Raw genomic sequence first — 13,570 nt, 5'->3', positions numbered from 1 at the left:
CACGTATGAGGGTTAGGCGGTTGGCAAGGGGCGCGACTGAACTTCTGTCATGGAAAGTTCACATGCGGCTGGTAACGCAAAAAAATCAGCAACGGCACAGGCCGTTGCTGATCAGGTGGTGCGGGTCTTGGTTAGCTTGGATTACAGCGGACGACCGATGCCGTTGCAGACGTTGGTCTTGCCAATGCTCAGGGCGCTGGTGGACGTTACGAATGTGTCGGTGATGGCCGCTTTCCAGTTAGCGGGCAGCGGTACGAAACGGTTAGCCGAGATGGCCTCGTCGTTGTTGGCGGTTTCGCCGAAGTGCTTGGTGAAGAAGTCACGCACCTGGGTAGTCTGGCCAGCGTTGGCGTAGCACTGGCTGAAGATCAGGTTGGTGAAACCAAGGATCGGGTAGCCCGAAGTCGGGTAAGGCTGAACGCCGGCCACACCGTCTTTACCGAACACAGGCACCCAGTTGTCCGGCTGGGTGATGTCCAGTGGAGCGCTAGGATCGTTAGGGGCTGGAACCAGTGCGATGGCATCCGACACGTTGCCTGGTGCTGGCGATACACCTTCGATGCCGTTGGCGACGTCTTTACCGACGCGAGCGACTTTGGTGGCGTCGTCCAGACCTTCCAGGGTGGTCGCGGCGTAGTCAGGGCTCATGTAGGTGATGCGGCCTTGAGCGGCGTTCAGGGCGGTCATCACGCCTTGGCTGCCAGTGGCGGCAACGGCGCCAACCAACGGCGTCAGGCCCAGGCTGTAGCTGTTGGCGAAGGTGGTGGTGACAGCAAAGGTGCCAGGCTCAGTGGTGCACTTGGCATTCAGGAAGCGGGTGAACAGCTCGGTAGTGCCGCTGCTTTCGCTGCGATACACCACGGTGATCGGGCCGGTACGGCCAGAACCGGAGATGCCCGACCAGTTAGTGATACGGCCGGAGAACACACCGCACAGCTCTTTGACGCTGAGGTCAACCGCTGCGGTACCGCTTTTGTTGAACGGGATGGCAACCGAAGTGGCAACCGATGGCACCTGGATCAGCTTGCCCCAGGCAGCTTGTTTGGTGGAAGCGTAGGTCGACAGCTCAGCCGAGGTCAGCTTGGAATCGCTGCCTGCCCAGTGCACGTTCTTGTTGGTCACGCCGGCCACGAACTTGGTGTAGTCGTTGGTCAGGAAAGCCGCCTTGCCGTTGCCGCTGCCCACGCCGATGTAAGGGGCGAAGCCGGCAGTGAGTACGCCGGCAGTCTGGTACAGCGGTTGTGGCAGGGTTGCACCGCCGCCGTTGATGTCAGCCATTGCAGCCTGTGCCGAGCACAGGGCAGCGAGGGTCATGGATACCGCGAGAACGTTGCGCTTAAACATGAAGAATCTCCTTTCGTCGTGTTTGTACGTTGGGGTAGATGGCTCTTGCATGACGCCATGGCTTCGGTCCCAAGCCGTCTTCCGGGGGGTGGCCGGGGGTGAAAACCATGGGAGAGAAATTCGCAGTTTCCGATGACGGTTATGGGAAAAAACCTCGGGAGGAACACCTTGATTTTTAAAAAGATTCTCGGGTGTTTTGGTCATCGTTTTGAGCGGTTTGGGCACAGGTGACAGGGAGATTTCAGCGCAATCGGCTACAAGCGCCGTGGGGCGTCGGGATGTGACGGAATGAGGAACCCGAGGTTCGGGGCCACGCACAAAACGCTGCCGAAAAAATATCGATTTGCAGGAGCCGGCTTGCCGGCGATAGCGGTGGGTCAGTTCTATCTGTGCCGGCTGACCTATCGCTATCGCTGGCAAGCCAGCGCCTACAGGATGAGAGGGTGTATTCAGGTGACCAACTGGTTGATCTCGATGATCGGCAACAGCACCGCCATGACGATTACCAGCACCACAGCGCCCATCACCACGATCATCAACGGCTCCAGCAACGCGGTCATGCCCATGGCGCGGCGTTCGATATCCCGTGACAGCGTTTGCGCCGCGCGCTCCAGCATCGGCGGGAGCGAGCCGGTTTTTTCGCCGCTGGCGATCAGGTGGATCAGCACCGGCGGGAAGACCTTTTCCACCGCCAGCGCCGGGGCCAGGTTGACGCCTTCGCGCACTTTGGCGGTGGCGTCGTTGACGCATTGGCTCAGGCGGTCGTTGGACAGGGTTTGCCGCGCCGCTTCCAGGGCGCGCAACAGCGGTACGCCGGCACCGCCGAGAATCGCCAGGGTCGAGGCAAAGCGCGCGGTGTTCAGGCCCAATACAAAACGCCCGATCAGGGGCAGGCCCAATACACGGCTGTGCCAATTCAAGCGCGCCACCGGGTTGCGCAAATACAGGCGCCAACTCCAGAAACCGCCAACGATCCCGGCAAAACACAGCCAACCCCAGGCGCGGATAAAGTCACTGGCGTTGAGCATTGCCAGGGTCAGCCCCGGCAAATCCTGGCGCGCCTGGGAGAACGCGCTGACCACCTGGGGCACCACGTAGCTCAGCAAGAAAATCACAATGCCGATGGACACCAGCCCCACCACGCCGGGGTAGATAAACGCGGTGAGGATCTTGCCCCGCAGGTTGTTGCGCTCCTCGATGTAGTCGGCCAGCCGCTCCATGACCTGGGCCAGATCACCCGACTCCTCCCCCGCCGCAATCAACGCGCGGTAGATCGACGGAAAGTCCCGTGGCCGCGCCGCCAAGGCATCCGCCAAGCGCATGCCACCGCGCACATCGGCGCGCACGGCGGCCAGGGTCTGGGCGATATGCTTTTTCTCGGCCTGCTCCACCGTGGCGCTCAGGGCGGCTTCCAATGGCAGGCTCGCACCCAGCAGGCTTGCCAGTTGCCGCGTGGCCCAGGCCAGGTCGTTGTCCGACAGCTTGGCGGTGAACAGGCTGCTGCCGGCGGCCGCTTGCTGGTTGCCTTCAATCTGCACCAACAACGCCGTCAGGCCCCGGCTACGCAGGCTGGCAAATGCTGCGCTCTGGCTGTCGGCCTCCACGTGCCCGGCCTCAACCTTGCCGCTGGCATCGGCGGCTTCATAGCGATAGCGATTCATCAGGCGTCCCGTGTCACGCGCAGGATTTCTTCGGGCGCGGTGGCACCGCTGCGCACCCAGCGCTCACCGTCTTCACGCATGCTGAACATCCCGGCACGCCGGGCGGCCAGGCGCAGGTCCTGCTCGTTGGCGCCCTGGTGGATGAGGCTGCGCACGTCATCATCGACGCAAAACAATTCGTGGATCCCGGTACGGCCGCTGTAGCCCATCTGGTTGCACTGCGCGCACCCCACCGGACGCCACGTGCCGGGCGCCGCCGGGTCCTCCTGCTTGCAGTGCGGGCACAGGCGGCGCACCAGGCGCTGGGCCAACACACCCAGCAAGGATGACGCCAACAGAAACGGTTCGACACCCATGTCGATCAGCCGGTTGACCGCCGACACCGCGTCATTGGTGTGCAAGGTCGCAAGCACCAAGTGCCCGGTGAGCGAAGCCTGCACGGCGATTTGTGCGGTCTCCAGGTCGCGGATCTCACCGATCATGATGATGTCCGGGTCCTGGCGCAGAATCGCTCGCAGCGCCAGGCCGAACGTCATGTCGATCTTGGCGTTGACCTGGATCTGGCTGATGCCCGGCAGGTCGTATTCCACCGGGTCCTCGACGGTGAGGATATTGCTGGTGCTCGCATCCAGCCGCGCCAGGGCGGCGTACAGGCTGGTGGTCTTGCCGCTGCCGGTGGGGCCGGTGACCAGCACGATGCCGTGGGGTTGGCGGATCAGCGTGTCCAGGCGCGCCAGTAACTGCGGCTCCATGCCCAGGGTCTCCAATTGCAGGCGCCCGGCTTGTTTGTCCAGCAGGCGCATGACGACTCTTTCACCATGGCCGGTGGGCACGGTGGACACCCGAATATCGATGGGACGACCGGCCACGCGCAGTGCGATGCGGCCGTCCTGGGGCAGGCGTTTTTCGGCGATATCGAGTTGGGCCATGATCTTGATCCGCGACACCAGCGCGCCATGCAGCGCCTTGCGTGGTGACACTACGTCCCGCAGGGTGCCGTCGACACGGTAGCGCACGACGGAGTGGGTTTCGTAGGGTTCGATGTGGATGTCGCTGGCTTCGTCGCGGGCGGCCTGGGTGAGCAAGGCGTTGATCATGCGGATCACCGGGGCGCCGTCCTGGGTGTCGAGCAGGTCGGTGACTTCGGGCATGTCTTGCATCAGGCGGTCGAGGTCGACTTCGTTTTCGGCGGCGCCGACCACGGCGGCGGCGCTGCCGGTGTCGGCGTAGGCGCTGGTGAGCAGGCCGTCGAGTTCGTCGTCGCGGACCTGTTCGAGGTGGGTTTGGCCGAATTGGCGGTGGACTTCGCTGATGGACCAGCCGGGGGTTGAGGGGCATACGGTTAGCAGGTGGCCTGCTTCGGTGGGGCGCAGGAGGATGCGTTGGGATTTGGCCCAGGCGTACGGTAATAGGCTCATTGGGTTTGCCCTTTGGAGGGGTGTACATATCCGTTGCTGCGGTCACGGCGGCTTATGGTTCCGCTCTTACAGCGGCTCACTTTTGAAAAGCGCAAAAGTAAGCAAAACGCTCTTGCCCCAACACTCGGCACCTCGCCTAGGCTCGGTGTGCCCGTAATCCGACAGTGATTTGGGGGGCCGCCGCCACGCGCCATCCATGGCGCGGGGCGGCTAAACCGGCATCCCTGCCGGTTTACCCCCCAAATCCCTGCCGAATTCCGGCCAGCGTGTTTGACGGGGCGCCTAAGATCAAAATCAAGATCAAAAGCAAGAGCACAGCGGCCTGACAGCCGGCTTGAGTGGTGTGGAGCAAAGGCAAGTGCAAAAACGGTCGTGTAGGGGCTGGCTTGCCGGCGATGGTCGTTAACGATGATGGGGGTACAACTGGATGATCGCGGCGTTGTCGCGTTTTTTGCCGGCAAGCCGGCTCCTACAGGGCCGTGTATCCACGATGCGAAGCGAGCCGCTTTTGCTTTTGCTTTTGATCTTAGGCGCCCCGTAAAACCACGCTGGCCGAACGCAGGCTTTGGAGCGTGGGTAACCCGGCAGGACGCCGGGTTAGCCGCGCTGGGCCAAGGATGGCCCATCGCGGCGGCCCACGCTCCAAAGCCGGAGTGAGGGCACACCGAGCCCAGGCGAGGTGCCGAGTGGTGGGGCGAAGGCCTTTTGGTTACTTTTGGGCCTTTCCAAAAGTGACCCGCTGTAAGAGCGGAACCATAAGTAGCCGTGACCGCAGCAACGGATATGTACTCAATCACGGCCGCCCCCCAGAAACAGGAATCGCCTTCTCCACCGAAGGCAGCTGCGGCGCCTGCACATCCGGCATCGCCCAACTATGCTCCGGCTGCAACCCCCCTTGCGCCCTGCGCATAAACTCATACCGATTCAACGTAATACTGCGCCCCGCCCCACTGTCCCGAATAATGTACGGCCGCAAAAACACCATCAGGTTGGTCTTGTTCACACTGCGCTTCTCATTGCGAAACAACGCCCCCAACCCCGGAATATCCGACAACCACGGCACCGCATCATTACTCTGGCTGTAGCCATCCTGCAGCAACCCACCAAGCACCATGATTTGCCCGTCATCGAGCAAAATACTGGTATCGATCGCCCGCTTGTTGGTCACCGTCCCCGCCTCCACCGAGGCCCGCGCATCCACGGTGCTGACCTCCTGGTAGATATCCAGCTTCACCGTGCCCCCCTCGGAAATCTGCGGCCGCACATTCAGCTTGAGCCCCACCTCTTCACGCTGCACCGTCTGGAACGGGTTATTGCTGGTCCCCCCGCCACCGGTCACGTAGCTGCCGGTGACAAACGGGATGGTCTGGCCGACAAAAATACTCGCCGCCTCGTTGTCCAGGGTCAGCAGGTTGGGCGTGGACAATACGTTGGTGCCCCCCTTGCTCTTCAACGCCCGGGCCAACACCTTGAGGTCGAGCACCTTGCCAATACCGGGAATGTCCACCGTGCCGTTGACCAGCCCCACGTTCAGGCCCTTGGGCAAAACGTCGATGCTGGTCTTGCTGGTCGGTGTGCTGTTCACCCCGCTACCGCCCAGGTTGACCCCGCCGAAACCGCCCTTGCCGCCCAGATTGCCGGCCTGCCACTGCACGCCAAACTCAGTGGCATCGTCTTCGCCGACTTCCACGATCAGGCTCTCGATCACCACTTGGGCGCGGCGCTGGTCGAGCATGTCGATGACTTCGCGCAGGTTGCGATACAGCGGGTCCGGTGCGGAGATCAGTAAAGTGTTGGTGGTGGCGTCCGCCTGGATAGTCACGCCGCCGGCACTGAACGCGGTGTCCTGATTCTCGTTGTTGGCGCCATTGGGGCTGGTCGTCGAACCAGGGGCCTGGCCATAGCCCGACTGCACACCGCTGCCGGTGGGTGTGCCGCTGCTGTTTTGCGCAGTGCTGTTGCCTTGGCTGTTCTTGCCATTGCCGCCCATGGCGCTGAGCTTGCCGCGTGCGTCATCGCTCACGCCGGAATCACTCTCGCCGGTGAGCAAGCCGCGCAGCGACTGGGCCAACTTGCCCGCCTGGGCGTTGCGCAGGTACACCACGTGCATGTTGCTGGGGTTGCTCTGGGCATTGTCGAGCTTGTAGATCAGGTTGCGCGCCAGCTCGGTACGCTCGGGGCTGCCGGAGCGGATGATGATCGAGTTGGAGCGTGGGTCGCCGATCACGTTGATCTTCTGGGTCTGGTCGGCGCCCTGGGTTTCCAGCAGCTCGGAGACCATGGCGGCGATGTCCACGGCAATGCCGTTCTGCACCATCACTACGTCGGTGTCGATGGCGCTGGGGGTGTCGATGCCGTTGATGATCTGCGCCACCCGCGCGAGGTTTTCCGCGTAGTCGGTGATCACGATGCTGTTGTTGCCGGGGTAGGCATTGATCGGGTTGTTCGGCGACACGATGGGGCGCAGCACCGGGATCAGGTTGACCGCGTTTTCATATTGCAGGCGAAAGGTGCGAGTCTGCATGCCGCTGCTGCCAGCGCTGTAGATCGGCCCGCCGAGCAACTTGGCATCGGCTTCGGGCACCACCTGGGCCACGACGCCCACATCGACCACGCTGAAGCCCTGCATGCGCAGCGCAGCCAGCAGCATGTCGTAGGCCTGATGCGCCGGCACCTGGCCTTCGCTGACCAGGGTGAGGTTGCCCTTTACACGCGGGTCCACCAAAAATTGCTGGCCCGTGGCGCGGGACAGCGCGCGCACCACCGCCTGGATATCGGCATCGACAAAGTTGAGCTGCACCGGCTGGTCGCCCAGCGGGTTGCGCGCCTTGACCGCCGCCGGGGCGTGGCCGCGTGCGCTGTTGGTGACCCGATGCTGGACGGGCGGCTTGGGTGCCGGTTCGCGCTGGCGATCGAGCAAGGTCTCGCCGCTGCGGCGGGTGTCCGCCAGGGGTTGGCCGAGTTCACTGTCCACCAGCAACGGCTTGGCCGCCTCCTGGCTGCTGCACGCACTCAGGGCCAGCACCAGCAGCGGCGCGACCAGACGAAACGGGGGGACTGACCACTTCATGAAGCTTCCTTAGCGCCAAGCGCCTGATCCATGCGAACGGTCCCGGACACAGTGCCGGCCGAGTTGTCGACGGCGTCGAGGGCGCGCTGCAAGCGCGCCTCGGACACCTCCAGGGAAAACGAGCGGGCAGTGCCCAGCAGCCAGCCCACCACCGCGTCGGCCGGGGCGTTGTCGAACGTCAGACGCCAGCCACCCGGTGCCAGCGCCTGCAATTGGTAGTGGCCTTGCAGGCCGGCGCTATCGAGGGCCTGGCGCAGTGCGGTTTCGTCACCCGGCCGGGGCGCGGCGACATCCTGCAACAGCACCTGCAAGGCTTCGGCCTGGGCACGCAACTTGGGGGTTTCGGCCTGCCAGTAATCGATCTTCTTTAACGCGGGCGCTACCAGTACCAGCCAAGTCAACAGGCTCGCCAAAGCCAGGCCGGCAGCGCCGAGCATGCGTTTCTCGCGCAGGGCCAGGCCACGCCAGAACACCTGGGCCTGGCTGCGCAGTCGCTGGATTTTATTCATCCGCGGCTCCTGGCTTTTCCGCCGCCGGCGCCGGGGCGATGGTCCAACCGTGCTCATCGCGGCTGGCGGCAAAGCCGGCCTGGGCCAACGCGGCCTGCCATTCACCTTCGGCTGTCGGGTTGCGACTGTCAGCCAATAGCTCGACGTGCAGGCGCCCCTGCTCATAACTCACGTTGTCGACGCTGCCGACCATGAACGGCAGGTGGCTGCCCGCCAGTTGCAACAAGCGGGTGAAGCGTTGTCCGGGGTCGTCCGCCGCGCCGCTCTGGCGTGCGGCCAATTGCTGACGCGCCTGCTGCAAGGGGTTGAGCACCACCGGCAATTCGGGGAACGCCTGGCGCACTTGCTGACTCATCAACGCCTTGAGTCGCTGGCCTTCTTCCACCTGGCGTGCGGCGTACAGGTTGAGTCCCAGGGTCCAGATGGCCACGGCCAGCGCCACACAGGCCAGCGCCCTGCCCCAGCCGCCAGTCGATGGCGGGTTGAGGCGACCGTGCAACCCCCAGGCAGGCACCGGCCCACTCCAACGCTGGGTCGCCTCCACCAGCGGCACCTCCAACGCCTGCACGCCCAACGGGTGCACCGCGCCTTGCTGCAGGCTCTCACGCGTCAACAGATAGCCTTCATCCAACGCCGCAGCGCCGACCGGCAAGGCATAGGGCGCCGGGTACAGGCCGCGCAACTTGAGTGGCAATTGCGCCAACCGCTCCAGCCCGGCCTTGGGCACCCAGGCCACTTGCACGCGGCCATCGCTCTCACGCGGGCCGTGGGCCACCTGCATCTGGTCCACCGGGCCGAGGATCAGCGCCTGCGCCGCACAGGCCACGGCGGCCGCTGTCTTCGCCGCCGGCAATGGCGGCAGCTCCAGGCTAGTGAGCAGGCTGTCACGGGGATGCAGGAAACAATCGGCCGCCTGGCGCGATTTACCCAGTTGCGCCAGGCTCCGAGAGCCCTCTTCAACGACCACGCCACGCTCCAGCCAGGCAAACCTGACCAGGCTTTCGGCGCTCAATTGATCCAGTGGCGGCAGGCCAATGCGCAAGCGTTTCATACACCCACCCGCGACCAGATCACCCGTGGCTGACGGTCTTCAGGACGGTGCAACAAGGCGTCGAGGGCGACCCGGCGTTGTTCGCGACGCGCCTGGCCCTGCACGCGAAACCACTCGCTGGTAATGCCCACCTGCACCGACTCCACCGCCACCTGGGGCAAGTGCAGACGGTTGACGAAATCCCCACGGTTGATAAACCACTGCCCACTGTCACGCTCGGCCACCAGCCCATGGGCCTGGGACAAACTCAGCTGAGGCACCACCGCGCTGAGCACTTCGGCGCTCGCGGTGTTGCCGTTGACCCAGGTCGGGCCGGGCAGCACGCTGATATAGGCTTGCATGCGCTGCAACACGACAGGGTCGAGGCCTTCGATGCCGCCCAGGTCATCCAGATTGCGCAGCATCGGGTATTTGGCGGGCGGTACATAAGACGCGATCACCCGCTGGCTGATGCGCCGACTTACCGCCGGGTCGACGCCGATCAGCCGGCACAGCCGCTCGAAACGCTGCAACTGTTCGGTGTCCACCTGCTGGCGATTGACCAGGTTACGCAGGTTGAACTTGCCCTGCTCATCCTCGATGCGCCCCTCAAAGGCGCCACGCTGGGCCAGCGCCCAGGGCTGGTCAAGGCGGGTCAGCACGTCTTTCTGGCGCGCATCCCAGAGCAGCTGGCGGCTGCGCTCCAGGCCACCCTCCAATAGCCACTGGCCCTGGATCCGCAACTGCTCGGCTTCCAGGCTGCGGGTGAATACGGTCTGGCGCGTGAGCATGGCGCCGGCCAGTACTGCCACCACCGCCGCGATCAGCAAGGCGCTAATAATCGCCATGCCGCGCTGCTTCGCCGCTGGGGGCGAATACCCTTTCATGGCGCGCCTTACAGCTGCCAGGAGCCAATATCGGCATTCACGCCATCGCCATCCGGCTGGCCGTCGGCGCCGAGGGAGAACACATCCACCTCGCCATTGGCGCCTGGGTTGAGGTAGTGATAAGGGTGGCCCCACGGGTCATTGGGCAAGCGTTCCAGGTAGGCGCGCCAGTTGCTGTTCTTCGCATCGGCCGGGCGTTCCACCAGCACCTTCAAGCCCTGGTTCATGCTCGGGTAAGTGCCGTGGTCGAGGCGGTAGAGTTTCAGCGCCTGCATCAACCCGCCGATGTCCTGTTTGGCTGCCGTGGCCCGCGCCTGGTCCGGACGGTCGAGGACCTTGGGCACCACCATGGCCGCCAGGATCCCGAGGATGACCACCACCACCATGATCTCGATCAACGTGAAGCCACGCTGCCCACGAGGGCCTGGCAATGGGGACGTTAGGCGCGCGATATCCATCTCGACATTCCTTGGCTTGAGTGCAATTCGTGGCGCAGTGTTGCAAGAACACATGTCAGTCGTATTGAAAATCCTCGGGAGTTTCGGTCGCCAATCGGTCAACTGCCGGCGCTAGTCTGCGGGCCTGTTTCCAGGCATTGAGAGCGCCATGTACGGCCGTCGCAAGGAGCAAGGTTTTACCCTGATTGAAGTGCTGGTGGCGCTGGCGATCATCGCCGTGGCCATGGCCGCCGCCGTGCGCGTGGCCGGGCTGATGACCCAGAGCAACGGGCTGCTGCGGGACAAGTCGATCGCCTTGCTGGCGGGCCAAAGTCGACTCGCGGAGTTGCGCCTGGAGGGACACCTGCGCAGCGGCCAGAGGACGTTCGAATGCGATCAGGGCCGCCTGAAACTGCGTTGCGAGCAGACCATCAACGCCGACGGCCGCGTGTTTCAGGTCAACCTGCAGGTGCTCGACGCCAGTCGCGAAGCCCCGCCCCTGGCGCGCCTGGACACCCAGGTCATGGCCGAGTGAGCAGCGGCAACGCCGGCCCTTGCGGCAACTTGTCGAGGTTGACGCGCAGCGTCTCGCCACCGCGTTCGATCTCCACGCCGTCGCCTTCGATGGCCGTCAGCCGCACGCCGGGGCTGAGCCGTTCACCCAGTAGAAAACTGCGCGGCGGGCCGTCATTCAGACTGAGGATCGCCACCGCTCCTCGCGCGCCTGCCAGCACCCCCGTGACCTTCACCTGCAGCGCCGTCGGCGCATTGGAAAACCACTGCAGCGCCGGGTTGTCGCTGCGCGCCGCCAGTGCCTGGGGCGTGGCTGGCGGTGTGTGGGATTCGGCGGTGGTCAGCAGCAGCGGCGTCCATACCGCCACGCCCGTCAGCGCGGCCAACATACCCAGCGCCTGCACGCCTTGGGCCAAGGTGAAACGAGGGATGAATGTCATGGGCAGGACCTCCTGTTTGTCCGTCGCACCAGCCTACAGGTCAATTCGCACGCTTTTATTTCACACACTCCCCAGTTCTCCAGGTGGTCACCGATGAAACAGCAAGGCTTCACCCTGATCGAGCTGATGGTGGTGCTGGTGATCATCGGCATCGCCAGCGCCGCCATCAGCCTCACGATCAAACCCGACCCGTTGCACCTGCTGCGCAAGGACGCCGAGCGCTTGAGCCAACTGCTGCAAGTCGCCCAGGCCGAAGCCCACGTCGACGGCCGCCCCATCACCTGGCGCGCGGATGCCAAAGGGTTTCGCTTTAACCGCCAACGGGACGACGGCCAGGGCATCGAGACGTTTAAAAACGACGATCAACTGCGCCCGCGCCTCTGGGAAAGCACGCCGATGAACATCAGCATCGAACCCCGACAAACCCTGGTGCTCAACGCCGAATGGATCAACCCGCCGCTGCGCGTGGTGCTGTCCGACGGCCAACACAGCCTCAGCCTGCAACGCGACGCCGCCGGCCTGATGCGCGTGGTCAGCCAACCATGAACAGGTCCCAGCAAGGCTTCACCCTGATCGAAGTGATGGTGGCGATCATGCTCATGGCGGTGGTCAGCCTGATCGCCTGGCGTGGGCTCGACAGCGTGACCCGGGCGGATCAGCATTTGCAGGCGAGCACCGAGCAGACCGAGGTATTGCTGCGTGCGCTGAACCAGATGCAACGGGACATCAGCCTGCGCGCCCGTGTCGAACTGACGTCCCCGGACACGGCACAAACGGAAGGCCTGGCCGCCGTAACCGTACGCAGCTCTGACAGCAAGGGCTTTCGCCTCGACGTGATCCGCAGCGCCCCAATGGCAGGCGATGGCCTGCAACGCGTGCGCTGGTGGCTCAAGGGCGACGCACTGTATCGCGCCGCCGCCCCGGCGCGGGATCGCTACCCCCTGCCGGCAGCGAAGGACGGCGTAGTGGTGCTGACCGGCGTCAGTGACTTGCAGGTACGGGTGTGGGAAGCAGAAAAAGGCTGGCGGCAGCTGAGCGGCAATCGACGCGAAGACCCGGTGGGACTGGAGATCAGCCTGGTGCGACAGACGCCGCAGGGGGTAGAAAAATACCGGCAGGTCGTGGGGCCATTGAAGTAGGGGCGGCCCCTCGGCCGCCCCGCCGCCGTCAACGTTCGCGCTGGCCTGTCTCAAGCCACGCTTTGTTGACACTCAAGGTTGTCGCCAGTTTTTCCATGCGCGCAACCGGCAGCCCGCGTGAAAACCAATTGTTGAGGCACGGGGATGAACCATCAAGGCCTTCAACTCAACAACACCACCCCACCCGGCAACTCCGTACACTTGGCTCCGTACGCATCCCGAATCAACAACGCCACACCGGCCAGTTGCTGCAAACTGAACCGCGCTTGCACCCGGCGTTGGCCCAGTTGCTTATTCAACAGCACCAGCATGCCGGGGCGGTATCGGTTGATTTCATCCACCACCGTCGCCAGGGTGGCGTTGTTGAAGACCAGCACTTGCTCACGCCAGGCCACGACCGCCTGGGTGTTCACCGTCGTCACGTCGCTGACGCCGGCAGCGCCGTAGGTGAGCTGCCGGCCGCTGTCCAGGCGCACGCTGTGTCCGGCGATGTCCACCAGGAGTGAACCTTCGATGCAGGTGACGCACACGTTGTAGTCGGTATTGCGCAGGTTGAAGCGCGCCTGGGCCGCGCTTACCCAGCCTTCGCCGGCCTGGACCTTGAGCGGTTGTGCCACGTGGGCGACCACTTCGACTTCGCCCTCGATCAGTTCGATGCCCTGCCCCACCCGGCTGATGCGGGTCTGGGTGTTGAGTTCCAGGCTGATGCCGTCGCTCAGCAGGACGTGGCGTTGCTCGCCGACTTCGGTGCGGTAGTCGGCGGTGAGCCCGGCAAAGCCGCCCGGTACGCCGACGCGAACCATCACCACGGCGGCCGAGGCGGCGATCGCACCGCCCAGGAATGCGCGCCGGCCAAGGCTGCGCGGTTGCGAGACGTGCTCCAGCGCAGGCGCCACGTGCTGCCACAGCGTCTTGGCCTGCTCGAATGCCTGGGCATGTTCCGGGCTTTGTGCGCACCAGGCCTTGAGGGCCTTGGCATCGGCCACGGTGGCGCGGCCCGAGGTCAGCAGGACCAGCCAGTCGCGGGCTTCATCGTGCAGGGGGCTGGCGGCGGATTGCCGGGCGGTGGAGAGGCTAAAAATATTCAAGCGCGCACGTACTCACGGATTTATCAGGGACTCG

The 13,570-nt window shown here is 64.2% G+C and carries 13 protein-coding genes; 3 read left to right on the top strand and 10 right to left on the bottom strand.

The window, feature by feature from the left end; translation table 11 throughout:
• Window positions 1-141: 141 nt before the first annotated feature.
• The 8 genes from AC0IYN_RS22595 to gspG all read right to left on the bottom strand — a co-directional run bounded on the left by AC0IYN_RS22595 (window position 142) and on the right by gspG (window position 10,377).
• Window positions 142-1,344, bottom strand: coding sequence for a substrate-binding domain-containing protein (locus tag AC0IYN_RS22595; protein WP_406597507.1), 1,203 nt, complete (start codon window positions 1,342-1,344; stop codon window positions 142-144).
• A gap of 449 nt (window positions 1,345-1,793) precedes the next feature.
• Window positions 1,794-3,005: a type II secretion system inner membrane protein GspF gene (gene gspF, locus AC0IYN_RS22590; RefSeq protein WP_471843330.1), complete on the bottom strand. Its 1,212-nt coding sequence runs from the start codon at window positions 3,003-3,005 to the stop codon at window positions 1,794-1,796.
• Entirely contained in the window at window positions 3,005-4,423 is a 1,419-nt protein-coding gene (gene gspE, locus AC0IYN_RS22585) for a type II secretion system ATPase GspE (protein WP_078049044.1), read from the bottom strand. The genes gspF and gspE overlap by 1 nt, the downstream gene beginning before the upstream one ends.
• A 793-nt stretch (window positions 4,424-5,216) precedes the next feature.
• Complete coding sequence (gene gspD, locus AC0IYN_RS22580; RefSeq protein WP_471843327.1) at window positions 5,217-7,493, bottom strand: type II secretion system secretin GspD; 2,277 nt, start codon at window positions 7,491-7,493, stop codon at window positions 5,217-5,219.
• On the bottom strand, window positions 7,490-8,002 hold the full coding sequence (gspM, locus tag AC0IYN_RS22575; protein WP_457239275.1) for a type II secretion system protein GspM: 513 nt from the start codon (window positions 8,000-8,002) through the stop codon (window positions 7,490-7,492). Before gspM ends, gspD begins: the two co-directional genes overlap by 4 nt.
• A complete protein-coding gene (gene gspL, locus AC0IYN_RS22570) occupies window positions 7,995-9,053 on the bottom strand; it encodes a type II secretion system protein GspL (protein WP_457267184.1) in 1,059 nt (352 codons plus the stop codon). Before gspL ends, gspM begins: the two co-directional genes overlap by 8 nt.
• Window positions 9,050-9,919 (bottom strand): type II secretion system minor pseudopilin GspK, encoded by an 870-nt coding sequence (gene gspK, locus AC0IYN_RS22565; RefSeq protein WP_457239273.1) that lies wholly within the window; start codon window positions 9,917-9,919, stop codon window positions 9,050-9,052. Before gspK ends, gspL begins: the two co-directional genes overlap by 4 nt.
• An 8-nt stretch (window positions 9,920-9,927) precedes the next feature.
• Complete coding sequence (gspG, locus tag AC0IYN_RS22560; RefSeq protein ID WP_053140795.1) at window positions 9,928-10,377, bottom strand: type II secretion system major pseudopilin GspG; 450 nt, start codon at window positions 10,375-10,377, stop codon at window positions 9,928-9,930.
• A 148-nt stretch (window positions 10,378-10,525) separates the two neighbouring features.
• On the opposite strand from gspG, the gene gspI reads away from it, so the two are divergent.
• Complete coding sequence (gene gspI / locus AC0IYN_RS22555; RefSeq protein WP_406596446.1) at window positions 10,526-10,891, top strand: type II secretion system minor pseudopilin GspI; 366 nt, start codon at window positions 10,526-10,528, stop codon at window positions 10,889-10,891.
• Here gspI and AC0IYN_RS22550 read toward each other — a convergent pair.
• Window positions 10,878-11,309, bottom strand: a complete 432-nt coding sequence (locus AC0IYN_RS22550; protein WP_406596445.1) for a type II secretion system protein N — start codon at window positions 11,307-11,309, stop codon at window positions 10,878-10,880. The genes gspI and AC0IYN_RS22550 overlap by 14 nt on opposite strands.
• Window positions 11,310-11,402: 93 nt before the next feature.
• On the opposite strand from AC0IYN_RS22550, the gene gspH reads away from it, so the two are divergent.
• Window positions 11,403-11,855, top strand: coding sequence for a type II secretion system minor pseudopilin GspH (gene gspH, locus AC0IYN_RS22545; RefSeq protein WP_406596444.1), 453 nt, complete (start codon window positions 11,403-11,405; stop codon window positions 11,853-11,855).
• Window positions 11,852-12,448, top strand: a complete 597-nt coding sequence (locus AC0IYN_RS22540) for a prepilin-type N-terminal cleavage/methylation domain-containing protein (protein ID WP_406596443.1) — start codon at window positions 11,852-11,854, stop codon at window positions 12,446-12,448. Before gspH ends, AC0IYN_RS22540 begins: the two co-directional genes overlap by 4 nt.
• 161 nt (window positions 12,449-12,609) lie before the next feature.
• On the opposite strand, the gene AC0IYN_RS22535 is transcribed toward AC0IYN_RS22540, so the two are convergent.
• On the bottom strand, window positions 12,610-13,536 hold the full coding sequence (locus tag AC0IYN_RS22535; RefSeq protein WP_457239271.1) for a FecR family protein: 927 nt from the start codon (window positions 13,534-13,536) through the stop codon (window positions 12,610-12,612).
• Window positions 13,537-13,570 lie beyond the last annotated feature (34 nt).

The organism is Pseudomonas sp. AC112, from assembly GCF_979253545.1.
Note: the sequence above shows the minus strand (reverse complement) of the source record. Positions and strands in the feature narration are given on the sequence as shown.